Here is a 22,516-nt window from a genome sequence, read left to right as displayed (position 1 = left end):
CCCTATTTCGGATGTCTGAGACGCGGATTGGCGACGATAGCCCCTATGTCCGCAATGATGTTCAGGCTGATGTAGACGGCGGCGAAGATCAGGCCGACCGCCTGCACCACCGGCACGTCGCGCTTGGTGACGTGGTCGACCAGATACTGTCCCATGCCCGGATAGACGAAGATCACCTCGACCACGACGACGCCGACGATCAGGTAGGCGAGGTTGAGCATGACGACGTTGATGATCGGCGCGATGGCATTGGGAAAGGCATGCTTGCGGATGACGTTGAAGGCCGACAGGCCTTTCAATTCCGCCGTCTCGACATAGGCCGACTGCATGACGTTGAGGATCGCCGCGCGCGTCATGCGCATCATGTGCGCCAGCACGACCAGCGTCAGCGCCGTCGCCGGCAGGGCGATCGCCTGCATGCGTTCGCCGAACGGCATGCCGTCATAGACGGTTGAGATGCCGGGGAATATTTGCCACTTCACGGCGAAGAAATAGACGAGCACATAGCCAATGAAGAATTCGGGAAACGACGTCGAGGCGAGCGCAAGTCCTGAGATCAGCTTGTCGACCCAGCCATTGCGGTAGCGCACCGCGATGAGACCGAGGATGATCGCCAGCGGCACAGCGACAACGGCCGCCCAGAAGGCGAGGAACAGCGTGTTCCACAGCCGGCCCTTGATCGACGTGGCGATGTCCTGGCCGCTCGACATGGCGGTACCCAGGTCGCCTGTCATTACCCCGCCGAGCCAGCGGAAATACCTGATATAGGCCGGATCGTTAAGGCCGAGCTGCTCGCGCAGATTGGCGAGCGACTCCGGCGTCGCCGATTGCCCGAGAATGGCTTGCGCGACGTCGCCGGGCAGGATCTGTGTGCCGGCGAAAATCAGGACCGAAACGGCCAACAAGAGGAGAATGCCCAGCGCAACGCGCTGGGCAATCAGTTTCAGGATGGGTGAAGACATATCCGCAAAGCCGGCTCAGGCTTCGAGCCAGCACTTCGCCAGTGCGTAGCCGTTCATTAGCTCCTGATGCGGATCGTCGATCCAGCCGCCGACCTTGGCGCCGGTCGCGTCGATGAACTGGTTGAACATCGGCAGGATCAGGCCGCCTTCGTCGCGCACCAGGACAGCCATGTCGTGGTACATCTGCTTGCGCTTGGTCTCGTCGAGCTCGGCGCGAGCCGCCAGCACCATCTTGTCGAAATCCGGACGCTTGAAACGCGTGTCGTTCCAGTCGGCCGTCGATAGATAAGCGGTGGAATACATCTGATCCTGGGTCGAGCGGCCGCCCCAGTAGGAGGCACAGAAGGGCTGCTTGTTCCAGACTTCGTTCCAGTAGCCGTCGCCCGGCTCGCGCTTGAGCTCGAGCTTGATGCCGGCCTTGGCGGCGCTCTGCTGGAAGAGCTGCGCTGCATCGACTGCGCCTGGGAAGGCGACGTCCGAGGTTCTCAGTAGCACGGCGCCGTCGTGACCGGACTTCTTGTAGTGGAACTTCGCCTTGTCGGGATCGTACTTGCGCTGCTCGATCTCGGTAAACAGCGGATAGGACGCATTGATCGGGAAGTCGTTGCCGAGGGAACCGTAGCCGCGCAGGATCTTGTCCAGCATCTCCTCGCGGTCGATGGCCAGCTTGAGCGCCATGCGCAGGTCGTTGTTGTCGAACGGCGCGGTGTTGCAATGCATGATGAACACGTAGTGGCCGGGGCCGGCGTGATTGCGGATGGTGACGCCCGGCAGACGCTTGATCAGATCGACGATCTTCGGCTCGACGCGGTTGATCATGTTGACCTGGCCACCCTGCAGGGCCGCTGTGCGCGCCGTCGCGTCGTTGATGACGATGACCTCGATCTGGTCGGCATGGCCCATCTTGTCACCTTGCCAGTAATTGGCGAAGCGCTCGGCGCCATGGCGCACGCCAGGCTCGTTGGTCTTGACCATGTAAGGGCCGGCCGAGATGCCGGCGTCTGGCTTATCCTTGCCGCCGTTCGGCTGGACGATCAGGTGATAGTCGCTGAGCAGGTAGGGAAGGTCGGCATTGGCTTCCTTCAGGGTCAGCACGACTTCCTTGCCGCTGGCCTTGATGGTTTCGATGCCCTTCATGTAGCCGAGCGCACCGGATTTCGACTTCTCGTCCGAATGGCGCTCCAGCGTGGCCGCGACGTCTTCGGCGGTCACCGTCTTGCCGTTGTGGAATTCAACGCCGTCGCGGATCTTCAGCGTCCATACCTTGGCGTCGTCCGAGGCGCCGATCTCCTCGGCGATGCGGTTCTCGAGCTTGCCGTCGGGAGACAGCTCGACGATCATTTCGCCCCAGCACTTGCCGAAGGCGAACGGCACCTGCGTCATCATCAGCGCCGGATCGAGGCTGTTGGTGGATTCGCCACCGACCAGGCCGGCCTTCAGCGTGCCACCCTTGACCGGACCCGCCGCGCGCGCCGCACTTGAAAGCAGCGAGTTGGCGAAGGGGGCGGTGACGCCGAGCGCTGCCGCCCGGCCCAGAAAATCACGACGGCTCAGTTTGCCCGACGCGACACGCCGGCTAAGATATTCCAGTTCGTTTGACATTTTGAGTTCCTCACTCTGTTGGTTCGACTCTGGGGTCGTTTTTCTTGTTTCTTGTGGGGAGAATAATGACCGCAAGGGAAAGCGGTAAGCAAGACCGAATGCGACATGCCGTGGCGTAAATCGTACGTCGCAATTGGACCAACGAAACCGGCGTTCAAAGAAGCGCGCGGGGCACCTTCTCTTCGAAATTGCGTTCGAAAACGAGCCTTTCGCCCTCATAGGCCTCGATTCTGGCGCTGACGATGAAGTTTTGCGCGTCGGATCGCATTTCGGCGGATGTCTCGGTGCGCACCGACCATCCATTTCGCGACAGGGTCTGCGTCCAATGCGTCTTTCCCGAGGCCGACAGCGGATCGTCGGGATGGATCGTCCAGGTCTCGCGGGCGATGCTGCCATTGGCAAGGCCGTGATCGAGATCGCGCACCTCGCCAAAATCATCAACGATGGAAAGCGTGACAATTCCGGTCTTCTCGTCGCGATCGACATGGCGCTCGGAATTGGTGGCGCGGATCGTTTCTGTCGCCCAGGGGGAGGCGCCTTCCGGCTCGGCAAACGTCGCTTCGTCGCCTGTTGCCAGCGGCCGCAGCGGCAAGGACAGCGTCGCGGTCGACAGCGCGAGTTGGACCGGCTCCGGCGACGGCCAGATCATCGGCCAATAGGCGTTCGAAACAGCAATACGCAGGCGGTGGCCAGCCGGCACGCGGTAGGCGCATTGATCGAGCACCACGCGCGCCGACACGGTTTCGCCCGGCACCAGCGCCTCGGGGAATTCGTGCGAGTTGCGATGCGTCAGGTTGAGTACGCCGTAAGAGATCAGCTCGGTGGCACCGTCGGGATGCACGTCGCAAAGCCGGACCGCGATGTTGGCCTGACGCCGGTCGGACGCGACCCGGACCAGGACTTCGGGCGCACCGACGATATCGATAGCCTCACGGAGTTCCGGCTGGTCGAAACACACCGACAGCGCATCGTCGGGGCGCTGGTCGCCGGGCAGTTCGGGGCCGAAGGTGAACGGAAAATACTCGCCGCCGGCCAGCCCGCAGCTTTGCGGCGAGGCGACGATCGCGGGGTTGCCGCCCTCGGCGATAAGCTCGATCGATTGCGTCTTGATATTGGACGAAGGCCATTGCTGTTCCGCCACCCAGCGGCCCGGCCGCTCGGGATGCCAGCGTGCCGGACGCACGCTGTCCATGACATAGGCGCGGTAGGCGGGGTCGGCCTCGACGCCCGTGTCGATATCCTTCAGCCAGCGGTCCCACCAGCGCAACGCCTCCTGCAGGAAGCCAATGGCGGGCTTGGGCCCGGCGTAGTGCGGGTATTTGTGGATCCACGGCCCGATGATGCCCTTGACCGGCGCTTCGATGTTGCTGGCGAGATGCGAGACGGTGTTGCGGTAGCCGTCATGCCAGCCGCCGATCGACAGCACCGCGGCTTTGACGGCGGAAAAATCCTCGCAGATCGAGCCGCGCTTCCAGTAGGCGTCGCGGTGCTGGTGCTTCAGCCACAGCGGCGCCAGGAAGGACTGGTTTTCCAGCCGGGTGAGCCACAGGTCGCGCCATCTATTGTCTCCGGCCAGCAGCGGATCCGGAGGCCGCGACGAGTAGGACAGCATGGTCGAGGCCCAGCCGAAATTCTCGATCAAAAGGCAGCCGCCCTTGTAATGGATGTCGTCGGCATAGCGGTCGACGGTCGAGCACAGGCTGATCACCGCCTTCAGCGCCGGCGGCTGCTTGGCCGCCACCTGCAGGCAGTTGAAGCCGCCCCAGGAAATGCCCATCATGCCGACATTGCCGTTGCACCAGGGCTGGCTTGCCGCCCAGGCGATGACGTCGCAGGCATCCTGCAATTCCTGCTCTGAATACTCGTCGTCCATCAGCCCTTCGGAATCGCCATTGCCGCGCATGTCGACGCGGATCGAGGCATAGCCGTGGCCGGCGAAATACGGATGCGTCAGCTGATCGCGAAAGATGGTGCCGTCGCGCTTGCGGTAGGGCAGATGCTCAAGGATCGCCGGCACCGGATCATCACCGGCATCTTCCGGCATCCACACCCGCGCCGACAGCCGGCAGCCATCGGGCATGACGATGGCCATGTCCGGAAATTCGACGACCTTGCGGGGAAATTCGGTGACGGTTTTCATGGGAGCTCTCCAGGATGTCAGTGACGCATGAAACGTGTACGTCACGAAGTCAAACGGGCGACGGTCCGTGTCGCCGAGACGACGCCTGGCGGGGACCGTTCGACTTTCCATCTTGCGTTGTCCCATTAATTTATGTATTACTTTTATTCGCTTAGGCCCGATGCATTGAGGACAATCTCGACTGAAGATCGTTTGGGATGAGCCAAAGCGCGTGACGAACCTCGAAGGCCGAGGTCTGGACTTTGCCGAACTCGATATCGAGTTTTTTGCGACTTCAACCGTCCTCCCGGCCAAAGCAGGCCGACTCAAGGCGATTGGCGAATTCGGAGAGATCATTCTCGCCGTGATCTTTAAGCCGCTTGGTTCCGAAGCGATTTCGGTAATCTCGATGCGTCGTGCCAGCCGAAAGGAAAGGTCCGTATATGAGCAATCCTAAATCGCATATTCGACCGCTTACCAATGAGGAGGAAGCGGAAATTCAAAGACAAATTGCCGCTGATCCCGATGATGCGGAGGCGACCGACGAAGAGCTGGTGCATGCCAAACCTTTCGCGGAAGTGTTTCCAGAACTTTTCGAGAGTATAAGGCGGTCCCGTGGTCGGCCGACCGTGGAAAAGCCGAAGCAAGTTGTGTCCATCCGCCTGGATCAGGATGTCGTCAGAAAATTCAAGGCCACCGGCAAGGGTTGGCAAGCCAAGATAAATGAAGTGCTGAAGAAAGCGAAAGTTGGTTAAGCATCCGCGTCAATTCAGCGGAATGTCGTTTTCATCCTTGCTCGCCTGGTAGGCGCCGGACAACTCGTCATAACGGGCCGAGATATTGTCGATGCGTGTTTCCAGCCGCTGGCGTTCGGCCTCGGGCAGGGACCGCACCAGCCTGCGGATCGAAAAGCTCTTCCAGTAGGCGTTCTCGGCATTGTAGCCGCCGGGATCGAGGGTGAAGACCTCCTTCAGGATCTTCAAATCATGCGGGATGGCGAAGCTGTCACGCGAATCCTCATGACTGAACAGATAGTAGAAATTGTCGAAGCCGGTCCAGGTGATCGCCGACAGGCACAGCGAGCATGGCTCGTGCGTGGCGATGAAGATTGCGTCCTTGGTGTCGACTCGCTCTGCCTTCGGCATTTCGTAGAAGCGCTTCAGGCAATGCACCTCGCCATGCCAGAGCGGGTTTTCCATCTCGTTGTTGGTTTCGGCCAGCACCAGCGAACGGTCGTCCTTGCGCAGGATCGCCGCGCCGAACAGTTTGTTGCCATGGGCGACACCTTCGGCCGTCTTCGGCACGATATCGTGCTCGACCACGTCGAGCAGGCGGTCGATCAGCGAAATGTCGGTCATTACTGGGTCTCCTGCTGCATGTCCCCCAAAAGTGCCCCGGTTTCGGGGTAACGACATGCACAAAAAATCAAGGGAGATGTATCTCGTAGGCGTGCGAGAAATGGAATTCCTCGAGGTTGGGGCCGTCGCCACCCCGGTCGACGATCAGGAAATCCTGCGCCTCGCCGAGCGGCGTCAGCACGCCATGCCAGAGATTGCGCCGGTAATTGATCCCTTGTCCGGGGGCAGTGATAAAGGCATGCGGCTCTCCGGGTCCTTCATCCCCGTCATGGCAGACGACGACCAGGAACGGGCGCGGCGACAGCGGAATGAATGCCTGGCTGCCGAACGGGTGGCGCTCGACCATCGTCAGCTTCAGCGGCAATTCGTAGGGCGTGCCGCGCACCATGGAGATCAGCACGCGGGCGTTCGGCCCGGTCGCCTCGGCGGTGGCGAGATCGTGGTAGCGCTCGGCCCTGCCGCCATTGATCGGGTAGTGGTTGTCGCCGCTCATGTCGATGACGTTGCCAAATGGAGCAAAGCTCTCGCGGGTCAGCGGCCGCGCGACGATACGGGTCATGGAGCGCGCTTTGCGATGCCGGCGCCACCGAGCTTGGCGTGGCGGTTGACGTCCTTGTAGAGCAGATAGCGAAATTTGCCCGGACCGCCGGCATAGCAGGCCTGCGGGCAGAAGGCGCGCAGCCACATATAGTCGCCGGCCTCGACCTCGACCCAATCCTGATTGAGGCGGTAGACCGCCTTGCCTTCCAGCACATAGAGCCCGTGCTCCATGACATGGGTCTCGGCGAAGGGAATGACCGCGCCGGGTTCCAGCGTCACGATTGTCATGTGCATGTCATGGCGCAAGTCGGCCGGATCGACGAAACGTGTCGTCGCCCAGCGACCCTCGGTGCCGGGCATCGGCGTTGGCGCGATCTCCTGTTCGTTGGTGAAGAAGGCTTCGGGCGTATCGAGACCGTCGACCACCTCGTAGGCCTTGCGAATCCAATGGAAGCGGACATCGGCCTTGCCTTCGTTGCGAACCGTCCAGCCGCTGGCCGGCGGCAGGAAGGCAAATCCACCGGGCCGCAATACGTGCTTCTTGCCGGCAAGCAGAACCGTCAATTCGCCTTCGACCACGAACAGGGCACCTTCGGCGCCGGCATCGGGTTCCGGCCGGGCGCTGCCGCCGCCGGGCGCGACCTCGACAATGTACTGCGAGAACGTCTCGGCAAAACCGGACAGCGGTCGCGACAAGATCCAGACGCGGGTCTTGTCCCAGAACGGCAGGGCGCTGGTGACGATGTCCTGCATCACGCCCCTGGGGATGACGGCGTAGGCCTCGGTGAAGACGGCGCGGCCGGTCAGCAACTCGCTCTGGCCGGGGTGGCCGCCATGTGGTGCGTAATAGGTTCGCTCGGGCATCCTGATCGTATCCATGGGTTCAAACCTATTGCGGAAGCATGTCCTTGAGGCGGAGCAGCGCGATGCGCTCGACCTGTTTGCAGGCGGTCTCGAATTCGACGCCGCGGCTATTGCCGATGCGCGTCTCGAATTCGGCGAGGATTTCCTCCTTGGTCTTGCCCTTCACCGCGATGATGAAGGGGAAGCCGAAGGTGGTGACGTAGGCGGCGTTCAATTTGGAAAACAGTTCGCGCTCCTTGTCGGTTAGCGCGTCGAGCCCGGCCGAAGCTTGTTCCCTGGTTGATTCAGCCGTCAGCCGTTTGGCCTTGGCCAGCTTGCCGGCAAGGTCGGGATGGGCATTAAGCACGGAAAGCCGCTCGGTCTCGCTGGCGGAGCGGAAGATACGGCAGAGTGCGTTGTGCAAGCCACCGGCCGTGTCATGCGCCGGGCCCAGTTCCAGCTCATGGGCGCGTTCGGCGATCCAGGGCGAATGCTCGAACACGCCGCCGAACGTGTGAACAAACGTCTCGAACTCCATCTTGGATGGACGCAATGCCGCCGGCTTGTAAGGATGATTCTCCTGCCAATGCTTGGCGATATCGACGCGCCGCGCCAGCCAGACCTTTTCATGCGATTTGACATACTCGACGAAGCGCTTCAGCGCTGCCACCCGGCCCGGACGCCCGACGAGGCGGCAATGCAGGCCGATGTTCATCATGCGCGGCCGGCCGGCCTTGCCCTCGGCGTAGAGCGTATCGAAACTATCTTTGAGATAGGCAAAGAACTGGTCGCCCGAATTGAACCCTTGCGGCGTGGCGAAGCGCATATCGTTGGCGTCGAGCGTGTAGGGGATGATGAGCTGCGTGCCGCCTGCGTGCTCGAACCAGTAGGGCAGTTCGTCGTCATAGGTGTCCGACACGTAGTCGAAACCGCCCTCTTCCGCCACAATCCGCACCGTGTTGATCGATGTGCGGCCCGTGTACCAGCCGGTCGGTCGTTGCCCGGTCACCTCATAGTGCAGGCGGATCGCTGCTTCGAGGTCGCGACGCTCATCTTCGGCGCTGTGGTCGCGGTAGTCGATCCATTTCAGCCCGTGCGAGGCGATTTCCCAGCCGGCTTCCTGCATGGCCGAGACCTGATCGGGCGAACGGGCGAGCGCGGTGGCGACACCGTAGCAGGTGATCGGCACCTCGGCCTCGGTGAACAGCCGCAGCAGCCGCCAGAAGCCGGCGCGCGCGCCATATTCGTAGATTGATTCCATATTCCAGTGGCGCTGGCCCACCCAGGGCGCAGCGCCGACGATTTCCGACAGGAAGGCTTCCGACGCCTTGTCGCCATGCAGCACGCAGTTCTCGCCACCCTCTTCGTAGTTGACGACGAACTGCACGGCGACATGCGCACCATCGGGCCATTTCGGATCCGGCGGATTGGCTCCGTAGCCGCGCATGTCTCTGGTGTATCGCATCGTCCCTCCTGCCGGGCATGGCCCGAAGTGTGGTGAGAATATCGAAAGGACTGCCTACGCATTCCCCCGAAAATTTTTGAAAGTGTTTTTGTCGCACTCCGCTCGACCAGGACTTATGCATCGCCTTTAATTGGCGCACAATTCACTGTTGATACTTGATCGTACCGGGCCAAATTCGCTCGTACCGAAAATGGGAGGCGGCCAATGGCAGAAACGTCGAAAGCCGATGGCGGGCGTCTGACGACCCATGTCCTCGACACGGCGACCGGCAAGCCGGCGGCGGGACTGTCGATCGCGCTCTATTACCTCGAGGGCAAGGCGCGAACACATCTGAAGACTGTTGTCACCAATGCCGACGGCCGTTGCGATAAGCCGCTGCTCGCCGGCGTGGAGTTCCGCACCGGCGAATACGAACTGGTCTTCGCGGCCGGTGATTATCTACGCCAGCAGGGAACGAAATTGCCAAACCCGGCCTTTCTCGACTTGATACCAATTCGTTTCGGCGTGGCCGAGCCGGTGCACTATCATGTGCCACTGCTCGTCTCGCCCTATGGCTATTCGACCTACAGGGGGAGCTGAAGCATGGCCAAAGTCAGCATCCGTAACGAGATCCGGTTCATTCTCAATGGCAGGGATGTCGTGCTTTCATCGGTGGCCCCTGAGGCGACCTTGCTTGATTGGCTGCGGCTCGACCGTTCGCTGTGCGGCACCAAGGAAGGCTGTGCCGAAGGCGATTGTGGGGCCTGCACCGTGTTAGTGGGCAAGCTCTCGGCTGGCGGCCTGGTCTATGAAAGCGTCAACGCCTGCATCCGGTTCCTTGGCTCGCTGGACGGCACCCATGTCGTCACCGTCGAGCATTTGCATGGGTCGCCCGGGCAGTTGCACCCGGTGCAGCAGGCGATGGTCGATTTCCACGGTTCGCAATGCGGCTTCTGCACGCCGGGTTTCGTCATGTCTCTCTATGGCCTGTGGATGAAATCACCGGACCCGTCGAACGCTTCTATCGAAAAGGCGTTGCAGGGCAATCTCTGCCGCTGCACCGGCTACGAGGCGATCATACGCGCGGCGCATGCCATCTCCAGCTACGGCAAGGTGGCGAAGGACCCGCTGGCCGCCGAGCGCAAGGCGATCACAGCGAGGCTCGAGGCCATGCATGACGGTGCGCGGGTCGAGATCGGCGCCGGCAAGAAGCGGCTGATCGTGCCGGCCAATGTCGATGATTTCGCCACCGTGCTGGACAAGGAACCTGGCGCCACAATCGTCGCCGGTGCGACCGATGTCGGCCTGTGGGTGACCAAGCATATGCGCGATATTTCGCCGGCGATCTTCATCGGCGATCTCGATGGGCTTTGCACCATCGCCGAAGACAATGGCCTCATCACCATCGGCGCCGGCGTCACCTACACCGAAGCATTCTCGACGCTGGCCAGACGCATACCGGCGCTGGGGCCGTTGTTCGATCGCATCGGTGGCGATCAGGTGCGCAACATGGGCACTATCGGCGGCAACATCGCCAACGGCTCACCGATCGGCGACATGCCGCCGCCCCTGATCGCGCTTGGCGCGCGGCTGACGCTGCGCAAGGGCAACAAGCGGCGCACGATCCCGTTGGAAACCTTCTTCATTGCCTATGGCAAGCAGGACCGGCAGCCTGGCGAATTCGTCGAAGCGGTGCACGTGCCAGTGCCGGCCAAGGGCACAAAATTCGCCGTCCACAAGATCACCAAGCGCCGCGACGAGGACATCACGGCAGCCCTCGGCGCCTTCTTCCTGACGCTGGCCGAGGATGGCACGGTCGCGGATGTGCGCATCGCCTATGGCGGCATGGCGGCGACGCCGAAGCGTGCGCCGGCCGTTGAAAAAGCGCTGCTCGGCAAGCCGTGGACAGAACAGACGGTAGAGGCGGCGATGGCCGAGTACGCGAAAGACTTTACACCGCTCACCGACATGCGCGCCTCGGCAGAGTATCGAACTCTGGCGGCGAAGAACCTGCTGCTGCGCTTCTTTGTCGAAACCACGGATACCCGGGCACCATTCCAGGTGTCACGCAACGAGGCGGCATGATGAACACCAATGGTAGTGAACAAACAGCCGAACGGTCGCGAGTAGCGTCCCCGTTCACGGGGAGAAGATGCCGGCAGTCAGATGAGGGGCGGCGCCGTCATCGATCTTTGTCTGAAAGGCTGTCAACGTCGGCGCTGCCCCTCATCCGGCCCTTCGGGCCACCTACTCCCCGTGAACGGCGAGAAGGGAAAGGGGGCGCTCAATGACCAGCCACGCTCCCAACCTCAAGGCTGAAAAGATTTCAGGTGGCGTCGCCACCGACCAGCGCCACGATTCCGCGCACAAGCATGTCAGCGGCACCGCCGTCTATATCGACGACATGCCGGAGCCGGCCGGCACGCTGCATGGCTGCCTCGGGCTTTCGGCTGCAACACATGCCACCATCACCAGCATGGATCTCTCGGCGGTGCGTACGGCGCCCGGCGTTGTCGACGTGCTGACGGCCAAGGACGTGCCGGGCGAAAACGACATCTCGCCGACCGGCCGCCACGACGAGCCGGTGCTGGCCGACGGCAAGGTGCAGTTCTACGGACAGCCGATCTTTTGCGTCATTGCCGAGACGCGCGAGCAGGCGCGTCGTGCGACAAGGCTGGCCAAGGTCGAATACAAGGAATTGCCTTTCGTCACCGACATCGGCGAGCTCGATCCGAAGAAAGACAAGCTCGTCACGCCGCCGCTGACCCTGAAGCGCGGCGATGCCGCCACAGCGATCCGTCAGGCGCCGCGCCGGCTGAAAGGAAAGATGCGCATCGGCGGCCAGGAGCATTTCTATCTCGAAGGCCATATCGCTATGGCCGTGCCCGGCGAGGACCAGGACGTCACCATCTATTCCTCGACCCAGCATCCGAGCGAAATCCAGCACATGGTCAGCCACGCGCTGGGCGTGCCGAGCAACGCCATTACGGTGGAAATCCGCCGCATGGGCGGCGGCTTCGGCGGCAAGGAGACGCAAGGCAACCAGTTTGCGGCATTGGCCGCGATCGCCGCGAAGAAGCACCATCGCGCCGTGAAAATCCGGCCCGACCGCGACGACGACATGATAGCCACCGGCAAGCGTCACGATTTCCTGGTCGACTATGAGGTCGGCTTCGACAACGAGGGCAACATCCTCGGTGTCGATTTCATGTTCGCGGCACGCTGTGGCTTTTCGTCGGACCTTTCCGGCCCGGTGACCGATCGCGCGCTGTTCCACTGCGACAACACCTATTTCTGGCCGGCGGTGCATGCGCAATCGGCACCGCTCTACACCAACACCGTGTCGAACACCGCTTTCCGTGGTTTCGGCGGCCCGCAAGGCATGGTCGGCGCCGAGCGCGTCATCGACGAGGTCGCCTTTGCGGTCGGCAAGGATCCACTCGAAATCCGCAAGAAGAATTTCTACGGCACATCCGACCGCAACATTACGCCCTACCACCAGACGGTCGAGGACAACATCATCCAGCGCATCGTCGCCGAACTGGAGGAAAGCGCCAGCTACGCACGGCGGCGGCGGGAAATATCGGCCTTCAACGCCAACAGTCGTTTCATCAAGCGGGGCCTGGCGCTGACGCCGGTCAAGTTCGGCATCTCGTTCACCGCCACGCACTACAATCAGGCCGGCGCGCTGGTGCATGTCTATACCGACGGTTCGGTGCATCTGAATCATGGTGGCACCGAGATGGGGCAGGGCCTCTACGTCAAAGTGGCGCAGGTGGTGGCGGAAGAGTTTCAGATCGACCTCGACCAGGTGAAGATCACCGCGACCACGACCGGCAAGGTACCGAACACTTCGGCCACGGCGGCGTCGTCCGGCTCCGACCTCAACGGCATGGCGGCGCGGAACGGCGCTCGCCAGATCAAGGATCGGCTGACCGATTTCGCCGCCGAAAAATATCAGGTGCCGCGCGATCAGGTGCTGTTCCTGCCCAACCGGGTGCGCATCGGCAACCAGGAAATCGCCTTCGCCGACCTCGTCAAGCAGGCTTATATGGCCCGCATCCAGCTTTCGGCGGCCGGTTTCTACAAGACGCCGAAAATCCACTGGAACCGTGACAAGGGCGAGGGGCGCCCATTCTATTATTTCGCCTATGGAGCCTCGTGCTCGGAGGTCTCGGTCGACACGCTGACCGGCGAATACATGGTCGAGCGCACCGACATTCTGCATGATTGCGGCCGCTCTCTGAACCGCGCCATCGACATCGGCCAGATCGAGGGAGGCTTCATCCAGGGCATGGGCTGGCTGACGACGGAAGAACTGTGGTGGGACGACAAAGGCCGTCTGCGCACCCACGCGCCATCGACCTACAAGATCCCGCTCGCCTCCGACCGGCCGAAGATCTTCAACGTCACCTTGGCCGACTGGCCGGAAGCCAGCGAGCCGACGATCCACCGTTCCAAGGCGGTCGGCGAGCCGCCGTTCCCGCTCGGCATGTCGGTGCTGCACGCCCTGTCGGACGCGGTGGCGAGCGTCGCCGACAACCGGATCTGTCCGCGCCTCGATGCGCCGGCGACACCGGAGCGGGTTCTGATGGCGATCGAGCGGCTGAAGTCCGAGGCCAAGGCCTGAGTCTGCGCCACGGTCGGCATGCGTGCAATTCAGGCCGAAAAACCCTATGTTTCCCGCACGGGAATGCGAATGATGAATTCGAACGTGCAAAACCTCAAAGACTTCCTTGCTGGTCAAGGCCGCATCGCTTTGGTCGAGGTCGCCGGCACGAAAGGGTCGACGCCACGCGAGAAGGGCGCCTTCATGCTCGTCTCGCAATCGGCGATTTCAGGCACGATCGGCGGCGGGCAACTTGAGTATATGGCCATCGACAAAGCCAGGCAGATGCTTTTCTCCCCCCTTGAGGGGGGTGAGGAACGATCGGCTGAAGGCCGAGAAAAAGCCAATGATTTGGCTTTTTCAGCGACGAACGCCCGGAGCCATGGCGAAGGGCAATCCGCGAAGCGGCCAGAGGGGGCACTCTCAGAAGGCACCACAAGGGCGTCGAGCACTGCCGCAACGACCCCCTCTGTCGGCTTCGCCGACATCTCCCTCTCAAGGGGGGAGAGACCCCGCGCCGCGGCGACCCCACCCGACGGCTTCGCCGCCACCCTCCCCTCAAGGGGGAGGGATATTCGCGCCACCCTCGACGTCCCGCTAGGCCCCGAGATCGGCCAATGCTGCGGCGGGCGCGTCGAAGTGCTGATCCGGCTCGTCGATGCCGCGCTCGCCGCCGACCTGGTTGCGGCCGCGGAAGCCGAGGAGGCTCATCTGCCGCATGTCTATATCTTCGGTGGCGGCCATGTCGGCCAGGCGCTGGCGTCGACGATCTCACTTCTTCCCGTGCATGGCGTCGTCATCGAAACGCGGGCCGAGGCGCTGGAAGGCATGCCGGAAACCGTGGAGATGCGGCTGACGCCGATGCCCGAGGCTGAGGTGCGAAACGCTCCCGCCGGCACCGCTTTCGCCATCCTCACCCATGATCATGCGCTGGATTTCCTGATTGTCGCCGAGGCGCTGAAACGCGACGATGCCGCCTATGTCGGCATGATTGGCTCGAAGACCAAGAAAGCGACGTTCAAGAACTGGTTCTTGAAATCGGCGGATGGCAGCGAGGCGGAATTTGCCCGCCTCGTCTCGCCGATCGGCGGCGACACCGTCAAGGACAAGCGTCCGCAAGTCATCGCGGCGCTGGCGGCGGCCGAGATCATGACGGCGCTGGTCGCCCACGCCGCAGCATCAAATGTAGGCCATCAGGTTCCGCATGACAAGGTGACGGTCGGCTAAGCTTGCGCCTCAACGCATCTCAGCCAGGCCGCTTCAAGCCCAGATGCTCGCGCAGGGTGCGGCCGTCATAATCCCTGCGGAACAGGCCGCGCCGTTGCAATTCCGGCACGACGAGCGTTGCAAACGCATCGAGTTCGCCGGGGAAATACGAGGGCATGACGTTGAAGCCGTCGGCCGCTCCGCCCTCGAACCGCGCCTGCAGCTCGTCGGCGATTTGGGCCGCTGTTCCGACGATGCGCCAATGGCCGCGCGCGCCAGCGAAATGCCGCGCCAGCTGCCGGATGGAAAGTCCGTCGCGGCGCGACTGCTCGATCACCAGCGCCTGCCGGCTCTTCATCCCCTCGCTCTCAGGCAGCTCCGGCAGCGGTCCATCGATCGGATAGCGCCACAGATCGGAGATGCTGAGATAGCTGGACAGCAGCGCCACCCCGACATCGTCGGGGATCAGCTCCTGCAATTCTTCGTATTTTTCCTGGGCCTCCGCCTCGGTTTCCGCCACCACTGGCGCGACGCCGGGCATGATCTTGATGTCGTCCGGCTCACGCTCATAGGCCGCCAGACGCCCCTTGAGGTCGTCGTAGAAGGCCTTGGCCTCCTCGAAAGTCTGCGCCGCCGTGAACACCACATCGGCGGTGCGGGCGGCGAGGTCGCGGCCGATCTCAGAGGCGCCGGCCTGGACCATGACCGGCGCGCCTTGCGGTGAACGCGGCAGGTCGAGTGGATCCCGCACCGAAAAGCTTTGGCCGGCATGACGGGAAGTTCCATCGAGCTTGCCGCGCCAAAGCCCGGCGACCACTTCGGCGAACTCGCGCGCCCGTTCGTAGCGGTCGGCATGGGGCTTGAGGCCAGTCGAGCCGAAATTGGCGGCTTCGATGGGGCTGGCCGAGGTGACCAGGTTCCAGCCGGCACGGCCGCCGCTTAGATGATCGAGCGACAAAAAGGTCCGTGCCAGCCCATAGGGCTCGTTGTAGCTTGTCGACGCCGTGGAAACGAGGCCGATGCGGCTGGTCTGGACGGCGAGCGCCGAAAGCAGGCTGATCGGCTCGAAGCCGATCGAGCGCGACGTCTGGCTGGCGATGCCGACATTGGCTTCGCGCAGGCCGGCGGCGTCCTCGCAGAACACCATGTCGAATTTCGCCGCCTCCGCCGTGCGCGCCAGCTGGACGTAATGGTCGATGTCTATGCCCGCCGTGACATGCGCCTTTGGGTGGCGCCAGGCGGCGATGTGGTGGCCGGTCGCCCACAGGAAGGCACCGAGCTTCATCTGACGGTGCGCGCCGGTCATTGATCTTCTCCGCCGGCAAGCCCGAGATGCGAGCGCAACGTCGCGCCGCGATAGCTCTGTCGAAACAGGCCGCGCAGCCGCAGCTCCGGCAAAACCAGATCGACGAAATCGTCGAGCGCTGAGAGTTGTGCCGGCATCTGGATATTGAATCCGTCGCAGCTTTTCGAGCGGAATTCTTTTTCCATGCTGTCGGCGATGGTCGGCTTGGTGGTGCCATTGGTGAGGAGCGAGATATTCGTCAGAAGCCTCACGGCATCAGGATCGCGTCCGCAGGCGACAACGCGGCGCTTCAGGTCCTCATAGCGCGCTTTCGCGCCATCGATCGGCCCGTCGTCCAGCAGAATGACATCGGCGGCGCGGGCGGCAATATCCAGGTCGGGCTCCGACAGACCGGACAGCACCAGCACCGGCCTGTCCTGCGGCGATCTCGCGACGTTCAGCGGTCCGCGCACGGAAAAGAACTCGCCCTTGTGGTCGAGCAGGTGCATTTTTCCGGGGTCGTGGAAGCGGCCACCGCTCTTGTCGAATAGCAGCGCATCCGCATCCCAGCCCCGCCACAAGCCCTGGACGATGCCGATATACTCCTCCGTGCGCCGGCGAAAATCGTCGGACGAAAAGCCTTCGGGCCGGCTGAAATTGGCCGCCTCGCGCGGGTTCTGCGCCATGGTCGCGTTCCAGCCGGCGCGGCCATGGCTGATGATGTCGAGCGAGGCGAAACGGCGCGCCAGGTTGTAGGGCTGATGGGCAATTGTGGAGGCCGTGGCGACGAGGCCGATCCTGCTCGTTACGGTTGCCAGTGCGGCCAGCAGCGTCGTCGCTTCAAAGGGCACCGGCCTATTCGCTGCATCGCCACCGGCAGTCGGCGCGGAATCGGCGAACAGCACCATGTCCAACCCCGCAGCTTCGGCCTTTTGCACAAACTTTGCCAAGCGACCGAATGGCGGTTCGGGTGATGGATCGGCGGTCCCCGGAAACAGCGAAACGGCAAGATGCATTGTGGCGCCGTTGTCCATCGATGGTCCCTGCAAGACGAAAATCGACCTGAACTATGTTCGCCGCTTCCCGGGATGGCAACCGCTTGCGCTGGGCCAACCGCCGGTCACTTGCCGGCCAGTCCTATTTACCCGCGAGCAGATCATTGATCAGCCGCTGGCAGCGTTCGGCCATGAAGTCGAGCAGCAGCCGCACTTTTGGATCCTGCAGCTTCTTGTGCGGGTAAACGGCGGCGAACTGCACTGGCGTCGGCGGCGTGTTGCTCAGGATCACCTTCAGGCGCTGGTCGCGGATGAACGGCTCGACCTCGAAGCGCGGCTTGTTGATGATGCCGCGCCCCGACAGCGCCCAACTGGTCAGCACGTCGCCATCGTCGGTGTCGTAGGGCCCGTGCACTTCGAATTTCTGCGGGCCTGTGGGTGTCTGCAGCGTCCACACATATTCGCGCGCGCCGGAGTAGCGCAGCATCAGGCAATCGTGTTTCTTGCCGATCAGCTCCTGCGGCTCCACCGGTTCGCCGCGCGCTTCCAGATATTCCGGCGCTGCCACCAGCACGCGCTCGCATTCCATGATGCCGCGCATCCTGAGGCTGGAATCCTCGATGATGCCCAGCCGGAAGGCGACATCGATCCCTTCCTTCATGATGTCGACATTGTGGTCCGAGAGCCTCAGCCGCACCTCGATATCAGGGTATTTGTCGTGGAAATCGGGAATGCCCGAAGCCACCAGCCGGCGGCCGAGGCCCAAGGGTGCCGTGACGCGGATGGTACCGCGTGGCTGGCCGGAAAGGGCCGAGACAGCCGCTTCGGCCTCGGTGATCGCCTCCAGAACCTGCTTGGCGCCAGAATAAAAAACCGTGCCGTGTTCGGTCGGCATCAATTGCCGCGTGGTGCGGTTGAAAAGCCGCACGCCAAGGTGCTTCTCCAGCTCCTTGATGCGGTTGGAGGCGACCGCCGGTGAAATGCGCATGTCGCGCCCGGCCGCCGACAGATTGCCGAGCTCGACGACGCGGACGAAGACGGCGATGTTGTCGAGATAGGCCATACGGAGCACCTTCGCCGGTTTGCAGCGATAAGCCTAGTATTTTCCATTTTTTTTTGAAAGTCATCGTGCACCTCGCCCCTTTCCGTTTGCGCTCCAGCCCGTAAAGTCACCCAATCGGCAGGGACGACTTCAATGATGGATTTCGCGATTTTCTGGGACTGGCTGAGCTTCGCCGTGCGCTGGCTGCATGTCATCACCGGCATTGCCTGGATCGGCTCGTCGTTCTACTTCGTCGCGCTCGATCTCGGCCTGCGCCAGAGGCCGGGCATGCCTGTCGGTGCCTTCGGCGAGGAATGGCAAGTGCATGGCGGCGGCTTCTACCACATCCAGAAATACCTGGTGGCGCCGGCCGAGATGCCCGAGCACCTGACTTGGTTCAAATGGGAATCCTACGCCACCTGGCTGTCCGGCTTCGCCATGCTGTGCGTCGTCTACTATGCCGGAGCCGATCTGTTCCTGATCGATCCCAACGTTCTGCCTATGTCGGTGCCGGTCGGGATCCTGCTGTCGCTGGCTACCATCGGCGTCGGCTGGGTGGTCTATGATCTCCTCTGCCGCTCGCCGCTCGGCAAGAGCGACACCGGGCTGATGCTGGTGCTCTACTGCGTGCTGGTGTTCATCGCCTGGGGACTGACGCATTTGTTCACCGGCCGCGCCGCCTTCCTGCATCTGGGCGCCATCACCGCCACGATCATGTCGGCCAACGTCTTCATGGTCATCATCCCCAACCAGAAGATCGTCGTCGCCGACCTTATCGCGGGGCGCAAGCCCGATCCGAAATACGGCAAGATCGCCAAGCAGCGTTCCCTGCACAACAACTATCTGACGCTGCCGGTGCTGTTCCTGATGCTGTCGAACCACTATCCCCTGGCGTTCGCCACGCAGTTCAACTGGGTCATCGCCTCGCTGGTGTTCATCATCGGCGTGCTGATCCGGCATTATTTCAACAGTGTCCACGCGCGCAAGGGCAACCCACATTGGACCTGGCTGGGCGCTCTTGTCCTGTTCATCATCATCATCTGGCTGTCGACCGCGCCGAAGGTGCTGACCGGCGAACCCCGGGAATCGGCGTCGGCGCAGGTCTATGTCGCTTCGGTGCATTTCCCAGCGGTGCGCGACACCGTGCTCGGCCGCTGCTCGATGTGCCATGCGGCGGAGCCGGTCTACGAGGGCATCTATCATGCGCCGAAGGGCGTGATGCTGGATACCGACGCCGGCATCGCCAACCATGCTCGCGAGATATATCTGCAGGCCGGCCGCAGCCATGCCATGCCGCCTGCCAACGTCTCGCAGATCACCGATAAGGAACGGGCGCTGCTGGTGGCCTGGTTCGAAGGCGCAGGGAAATAGCATGATTTCGACATTTCTGCGCGGCCGCACGCTGTCCTTTGTGCGCTGGCCGCAAACCATCGACGACCATGCCGCCTGGCGCTACGAGGAGGATGGCGGCCTGCTTATCCGCGAAGGCAGGATCGTCGCCGCGGGCGCCTATGCTGACGTGGAGAAACAGGCCGGTGAAGCGGCGAAAAGAATCGACCACCGGCCGCATCTGCTGCTGCCGGGCTTCATCGATGCGCATGCGCATTTCCCGCAGATGCAGATCATCGCTTCCTATGGCGCCGAACTGCTCGACTGGCTGAACACCTACACCTTCCCGGAAGAAACCAAGTTCGCCAACGCGCAGCACGGCCGCCGCATCGCGCGGCTGTTCCTCGACGAGATGGTGCGCCACGGCACCACGACGGTCGCCGCCTATTGCTCGGTGCACAAGGCGTCAGCCGAAGCCTTCTTTGCGGAGTCGCATGACCGCAACATGCTCAACATCGCCGGCAAGGTGATGATGGACCGCAATGCGCCCGACGGCGTGCTCGACACCCCGCAATCCGGCTACGACGACACGAAAGCGCTGATCGCCGAGTGGCACGGCAAGGGGCGGCAGCTCTATGCCATCACCCCGCGCTTCGCCATCACCTCGTCGCCGGAGCAGATGGAGATGGCCGGCGTGCTGTGCCGCGAGCATCCCGACCTGCACATGCAGACGCATCTGTCGGAAAATCATGGCGAGATCGCCTTCACGCAGGAACTCTATCCGTGGTCGCGGGACTATACCGACGTCTACGAGCACTATGGGCTGTTGGGCAAAAAGAGCCTGTTCGGCCATTGCATCCATTTGTCGGAGCGCGAGGCGGATGCGCTTTCGGACTCGGGCTCGGTGGCGGTGTTCTGCCCGACTTCGAACCTGTTCCTTGGCTCCGGCCTGTTCGACTATCAGCGCTTTCGCCGCCGCGACAAGCCGGTCCGCATCGCCGCCGCCACCGATGTCGGCGGCGGCACCAACTATTCGATGCTGCGCACCATGGACGAAGGCTACAAGGTGATCGCGCTGAATGGCGAGAAGCTGAACCCGTTCCAGTCCTTCTGGCAGCTGACGCGCGGCAATGCCGAGGCGCTGTCGGTGGCGGAAAAGATCGGCACGCTGGATGCCGGCACCGACGCCGACATCGTCGTGCTCGATGCCAGGGCCACGCCTGCGATGCGGCTCAGGATGGAAACGGTCGAGACACTGGCGCAGGAATTGTTCCTGCTACAAACGCTGGGCGACGACCGCGCCGTGCGCGAGGTCTATGTGGCCGGCCGTCCGGCCAAGACTGATATTGCAATTTAGAATCCTTGCTTGACCCCACGGCAGCCATCGGTCAAAGCGTGCGGCGAAGTTGACAGGGGAACGACATGGCCGTTGCTGACGACATCGCTTTGATCAAGAGACAGGAAGAGACCCTTGTTTTTCCGGCCTTTGACGAGGCCGTCGCGTTCAAGCTCGGTTCGGCCATCCGCGACCGGGCACTGGCCGAGAACCTGCCTGTTATCGTCGATATCAGGACCTTCGACCGGCCGCTTTTCTATGCCGCGATGCCGGGCTCGAACGCTTCCAATCCCGACTGGGCGCGACGCAAGATCAATGTCGTGAAGCGGTTCCTGAAAAGCACTTATCGGATGGTGCTGGAACAGCAGCGCCCTGACCGCACCTTCAAGATCGGTGAGGGCCTCGACATCGCTGACTACGTGCTCGCCGGCGGCGGTTTTCCGGTCACGGTTGAAGGCGCCGGGGTCATTGGTGTGATCGCCGTCTCCGGCCTGCCGGAGCGCCAGGATCACGGCGTCGTCGTCGAGGCACTGTGCGATCATTTGGGCATCGACAAGCTCGGGCTGGTACTGCCCCCGGAAGAAAAATGAGCGACCCCAAATCGTTCCTCACCGCCATCTTCAACGCGGCCGTCGCCGCCGCCGATCCGGAACGAACCATCCGGGATCATTTGCCGGCCAAGCCCAAGGGCCGCACCATCGTCATTGGCGCCGGAAAAGGCTCGGCGCAGATGGCGGCGGCGTTCGAGAAGGTGTGGGACGGCCCGATCGAAGGGCTGGTCGTCACCCGCTATGGTTATGGCGCGACCTGCGAGCGTATCGAGATCATCGAAGCGGCGCATCCGGTGCCGGATGCAGCCGGGCTTGAAGCCTCGCGCCGCCTGCTCGCGAAGGTCCAGGGACTGACGGCGGACGACCTGGTCGTGGCGCTGATTTCGGGCGGCGGCTCGGCGCTGCTGCCGTCGCCGGCCGGCACCCTGACGCTGGCCGACGAGATCGCCGTCAACGAGGCGCTGCTCGCCTCCGGTGCGCCGATCGCGGCGATGAACACCATCCGCAAGCATCTTTCGACCATCAAGGGCGGTCGGCTGGCGGCTGCCGCCTGGCCGGCCAAGGTGGTGTCGCTGGTCGTTTCCGACATTCCCGGCGACAATCCGGCGCTCGTCGCCTCCGGCCCGACGGTGCCGGATACCGGCAGCCGCGCAGACGCACTGGCCTCGATATCAACCTATGGCATGAAGCTGCCGGCCTCGGTGATGGCGCATATCAATTCGCCGGCCGCCGATGCGCCAGACCCGGATGATGAACGCTTTTCGCGCAACGAGGTCCATCTGATCGCCTCGGCCGGCGTATCGCTCGAGGCAGCGGCCGCGGAAGCGAAACGACAGGGCGTCGAGGCCGTCATCCTTTCCGATGCGATCGAGGGTGAGGCGCGCGAGATCGGCGGCGTCCACGCGGCAATCGCCCGCGAAGTGACGACGCGCAACCGCCCATTTCCAAAGCCGGTGCTGATCCTGTCGGGCGGTGAAACCACTGTGACACTTCGTGCCAAGGGCAAGGGCGGCCGCAATTCGGAATTCCTGCTCGCCTTCGCCATCGGCATCAGCGGCGTCGAAGGCATTCACGCACTGGCCGCCGACACCGACGGCATCGACGGTTCGGAAGACAATGCCGGCGCCTTTGCCGACGCTTCGACCGTATCGCGCATGCGGGCAGCCGGGGTCGATGCCAAGGCCATGCTGGCCGGCAACAATGCCTGGACGGCCTTCAATGCGATTGGCGATCTTTTTGTGCCGGGCCCGACCGGCACGAATGTCAACGATCTCAGGGCGATCCTGATCAGGTAG

Annotated in this window: 20 protein-coding genes; 10 read left to right on the top strand and 10 right to left on the bottom strand. The window is 62.8% G+C overall.

Annotated elements, in window-relative coordinates:
* Positions 1 to 2 precede the first annotated feature (2 nt).
* The 3 genes from NKH19_RS08915 to NKH19_RS08905 form a co-directional block, all read right to left on the bottom strand.
* Complete coding sequence (locus NKH19_RS08915; protein WP_352869287.1) at positions 3 to 962, bottom strand: ABC transporter permease; 960 nt, start codon at positions 960 to 962, stop codon at positions 3 to 5.
* A 15-nt stretch (positions 963 to 977) separates the two neighbouring features.
* Complete coding sequence (locus tag NKH19_RS08910) at positions 978 to 2,564, bottom strand: ABC transporter substrate-binding protein (protein ID WP_352869285.1); 1,587 nt, start codon at positions 2,562 to 2,564, stop codon at positions 978 to 980.
* Between the two features lie 154 nt (positions 2,565 to 2,718).
* A complete protein-coding gene (locus NKH19_RS08905) occupies positions 2,719 to 4,704 on the bottom strand; it encodes a CocE/NonD family hydrolase (protein ID WP_352869283.1) in 1,986 nt (661 codons plus the stop codon).
* 181 nt (positions 4,705 to 4,885) lie between these two features.
* Here NKH19_RS08905 and NKH19_RS08900 point away from each other — a divergent pair, with 181 nt between their 5' ends.
* Positions 4,886 to 5,140: a BrnT family toxin gene (locus tag NKH19_RS08900; protein WP_352869397.1), complete on the top strand. Its 255-nt coding sequence runs from the start codon at positions 4,886 to 4,888 to the stop codon at positions 5,138 to 5,140.
* Positions 5,127 to 5,438, top strand: a complete 312-nt coding sequence (locus NKH19_RS08895) for a BrnA antitoxin family protein (RefSeq protein WP_352869282.1) — start codon at positions 5,127 to 5,129, stop codon at positions 5,436 to 5,438. The genes NKH19_RS08900 and NKH19_RS08895 overlap by 14 nt, the downstream gene beginning before the upstream one ends.
* 9 nt (positions 5,439 to 5,447) lie before the next feature.
* Here the strand turns inward: NKH19_RS08895 and NKH19_RS08890 are convergent, their stop codons facing one another.
* The 4 genes from NKH19_RS08890 to puuE form a co-directional block, all read right to left on the bottom strand.
* Complete coding sequence (locus NKH19_RS08890; protein ID WP_352869279.1) at positions 5,448 to 6,041, bottom strand: nucleoside deaminase; 594 nt, start codon at positions 6,039 to 6,041, stop codon at positions 5,448 to 5,450.
* Positions 6,042 to 6,108: 67 nt separating this feature from the next.
* The gene (locus NKH19_RS08885; RefSeq protein ID WP_352869277.1) at positions 6,109 to 6,600 is read right to left on the bottom strand and encodes an ureidoglycolate lyase; all 492 of its coding nucleotides are present in this window, start codon (positions 6,598 to 6,600) and stop codon (positions 6,109 to 6,111) included.
* Positions 6,597 to 7,460, bottom strand: a complete 864-nt coding sequence (locus tag NKH19_RS08880) for a bifunctional allantoicase/(S)-ureidoglycine aminohydrolase (protein ID WP_352869275.1) — start codon at positions 7,458 to 7,460, stop codon at positions 6,597 to 6,599. Before NKH19_RS08880 ends, NKH19_RS08885 begins: the two co-directional genes overlap by 4 nt.
* A gap of 10 nt (positions 7,461 to 7,470) precedes the next feature.
* Positions 7,471 to 8,889: an allantoinase PuuE gene (puuE, locus tag NKH19_RS08875; protein ID WP_352869272.1), complete on the bottom strand. Its 1,419-nt coding sequence runs from the start codon at positions 8,887 to 8,889 to the stop codon at positions 7,471 to 7,473.
* Positions 8,890 to 9,093: 204 nt separating this feature from the next.
* Between puuE and uraH the strand changes: the two genes are divergently transcribed.
* From uraH to xdhC, 4 genes are all read left to right on the top strand, one after another.
* Complete coding sequence (gene uraH / locus NKH19_RS08870) at positions 9,094 to 9,468, top strand: hydroxyisourate hydrolase (RefSeq protein WP_352869271.1); 375 nt, start codon at positions 9,094 to 9,096, stop codon at positions 9,466 to 9,468.
* 3 nt (positions 9,469 to 9,471) lie between these two features.
* Positions 9,472 to 10,953, top strand: coding sequence for a xanthine dehydrogenase small subunit (gene xdhA / locus NKH19_RS08865; protein ID WP_352869269.1), 1,482 nt, complete (start codon positions 9,472 to 9,474; stop codon positions 10,951 to 10,953).
* A gap of 202 nt (positions 10,954 to 11,155) precedes the next feature.
* Positions 11,156 to 13,498 carry a xanthine dehydrogenase molybdopterin binding subunit gene (xdhB, locus tag NKH19_RS08860; RefSeq protein ID WP_352869267.1) on the top strand — a complete coding sequence of 781 codons (2,343 nt, stop codon included), beginning with the start codon at positions 11,156 to 11,158 and terminating at the stop codon, positions 13,496 to 13,498.
* A gap of 72 nt (positions 13,499 to 13,570) precedes the next feature.
* Positions 13,571 to 14,704: a xanthine dehydrogenase accessory protein XdhC gene (gene xdhC / locus NKH19_RS08855; protein ID WP_352869396.1), complete on the top strand. Its 1,134-nt coding sequence runs from the start codon at positions 13,571 to 13,573 to the stop codon at positions 14,702 to 14,704.
* A gap of 19 nt (positions 14,705 to 14,723) precedes the next feature.
* Here xdhC and NKH19_RS08850 read toward each other — a convergent pair whose 3' ends face one another.
* From NKH19_RS08850 to NKH19_RS08840, 3 genes are all read right to left on the bottom strand, one after another.
* On the bottom strand, positions 14,724 to 15,989 hold the full coding sequence (locus NKH19_RS08850) for an LLM class flavin-dependent oxidoreductase (RefSeq protein ID WP_352869265.1): 1,266 nt from the start codon (positions 15,987 to 15,989) through the stop codon (positions 14,724 to 14,726).
* A complete protein-coding gene (locus NKH19_RS08845; protein ID WP_352869263.1) occupies positions 15,986 to 17,002 on the bottom strand; it encodes an LLM class flavin-dependent oxidoreductase in 1,017 nt (338 codons plus the stop codon). The genes NKH19_RS08850 and NKH19_RS08845 overlap by 4 nt, the downstream gene beginning before the upstream one ends.
* 103 nt (positions 17,003 to 17,105) lie before the next feature.
* Positions 17,106 to 18,026, bottom strand: a complete 921-nt coding sequence (locus NKH19_RS08840; RefSeq protein WP_352869261.1) for a LysR family transcriptional regulator — start codon at positions 18,024 to 18,026, stop codon at positions 17,106 to 17,108.
* A 132-nt stretch (positions 18,027 to 18,158) separates the two neighbouring features.
* Here NKH19_RS08840 and NKH19_RS08835 point away from each other — a divergent pair, with 132 nt between their 5' ends.
* From NKH19_RS08835 to NKH19_RS08820, 4 genes are all read left to right on the top strand, one after another.
* Complete coding sequence (locus NKH19_RS08835; protein ID WP_352869259.1) at positions 18,159 to 19,376, top strand: urate hydroxylase PuuD; 1,218 nt, start codon at positions 18,159 to 18,161, stop codon at positions 19,374 to 19,376.
* A gap of 1 nt (position 19,377) precedes the next feature.
* A complete protein-coding gene (gene guaD, locus NKH19_RS08830) occupies positions 19,378 to 20,691 on the top strand; it encodes a guanine deaminase (RefSeq protein ID WP_352869257.1) in 1,314 nt (437 codons plus the stop codon).
* A 65-nt stretch (positions 20,692 to 20,756) separates the two neighbouring features.
* Positions 20,757 to 21,260 (top strand): heme-degrading domain-containing protein, encoded by a 504-nt coding sequence (locus NKH19_RS08825; protein WP_352869254.1) that lies wholly within the window; start codon positions 20,757 to 20,759, stop codon positions 21,258 to 21,260.
* Positions 21,257 to 22,516 carry a glycerate kinase type-2 family protein gene (locus NKH19_RS08820; protein ID WP_352869253.1) on the top strand — a complete coding sequence of 420 codons (1,260 nt, stop codon included), beginning with the start codon at positions 21,257 to 21,259 and terminating at the stop codon, positions 22,514 to 22,516. The genes NKH19_RS08825 and NKH19_RS08820 overlap by 4 nt, the downstream gene beginning before the upstream one ends.

Source organism: Mesorhizobium sp. M1338 (assembly GCF_040318045.1).
In the GTDB taxonomy this organism is placed as follows: domain Bacteria; phylum Pseudomonadota; class Alphaproteobacteria; order Rhizobiales; family Rhizobiaceae; genus Mesorhizobium.
This window is presented reverse-complemented; position numbering and strand designations above follow the sequence as displayed.

Excerpts from the sequence above, each read along its gene's own strand:
- NKH19_RS08915 (WP_352869287.1), bottom strand. The coding sequence starts at position 962 with ATGTCTTCACCCATCCTGAAACTGATTGCCCAGCGCGTTGCGCTGGGC.
- NKH19_RS08910 (WP_352869285.1), bottom strand. The coding sequence starts at position 2,564 with ATGTCAAACGAACTGGAATATCTTAGCCGGCGTGTCGCGTCGGGCAAA.
- NKH19_RS08905 (WP_352869283.1), bottom strand. The coding sequence starts at position 4,704 with ATGAAAACCGTCACCGAATTTCCCCGCAAGGTCGTCGAATTTCCGGAC.
- NKH19_RS08895 (WP_352869282.1), top strand. The coding sequence starts at position 5,127 with ATGAGCAATCCTAAATCGCATATTCGACCGCTTACCAATGAGGAGGAA.
- NKH19_RS08890 (WP_352869279.1), bottom strand. The coding sequence starts at position 6,041 with ATGACCGACATTTCGCTGATCGACCGCCTGCTCGACGTGGTCGAGCAC.
- NKH19_RS08885 (WP_352869277.1), bottom strand. The coding sequence starts at position 6,600 with ATGACCCGTATCGTCGCGCGGCCGCTGACCCGCGAGAGCTTTGCTCCA.
- NKH19_RS08880 (WP_352869275.1), bottom strand. The coding sequence starts at position 7,460 with ATGGATACGATCAGGATGCCCGAGCGAACCTATTACGCACCACATGGC.
- puuE (WP_352869272.1), bottom strand. The coding sequence starts at position 8,889 with ATGCGATACACCAGAGACATGCGCGGCTACGGAGCCAATCCGCCGGAT.
- uraH (WP_352869271.1), top strand. The coding sequence starts at position 9,094 with ATGGCAGAAACGTCGAAAGCCGATGGCGGGCGTCTGACGACCCATGTC.
- xdhA (WP_352869269.1), top strand. The coding sequence starts at position 9,472 with ATGGCCAAAGTCAGCATCCGTAACGAGATCCGGTTCATTCTCAATGGC.
- xdhB (WP_352869267.1), top strand. The coding sequence starts at position 11,156 with ATGACCAGCCACGCTCCCAACCTCAAGGCTGAAAAGATTTCAGGTGGC.
- xdhC (WP_352869396.1), top strand. The coding sequence starts at position 13,571 with ATGAATTCGAACGTGCAAAACCTCAAAGACTTCCTTGCTGGTCAAGGC.
- NKH19_RS08850 (WP_352869265.1), bottom strand. The coding sequence starts at position 15,989 with ATGACCGGCGCGCACCGTCAGATGAAGCTCGGTGCCTTCCTGTGGGCG.
- NKH19_RS08845 (WP_352869263.1), bottom strand. The coding sequence starts at position 17,002 with ATGGACAACGGCGCCACAATGCATCTTGCCGTTTCGCTGTTTCCGGGG.
- NKH19_RS08840 (WP_352869261.1), bottom strand. The coding sequence starts at position 18,026 with ATGGCCTATCTCGACAACATCGCCGTCTTCGTCCGCGTCGTCGAGCTC.
- NKH19_RS08835 (WP_352869259.1), top strand. The coding sequence starts at position 18,159 with ATGATGGATTTCGCGATTTTCTGGGACTGGCTGAGCTTCGCCGTGCGC.
- guaD (WP_352869257.1), top strand. The coding sequence starts at position 19,378 with ATGATTTCGACATTTCTGCGCGGCCGCACGCTGTCCTTTGTGCGCTGG.
- NKH19_RS08825 (WP_352869254.1), top strand. The coding sequence starts at position 20,757 with ATGGCCGTTGCTGACGACATCGCTTTGATCAAGAGACAGGAAGAGACC.
- NKH19_RS08820 (WP_352869253.1), top strand. The coding sequence starts at position 21,257 with ATGAGCGACCCCAAATCGTTCCTCACCGCCATCTTCAACGCGGCCGTC.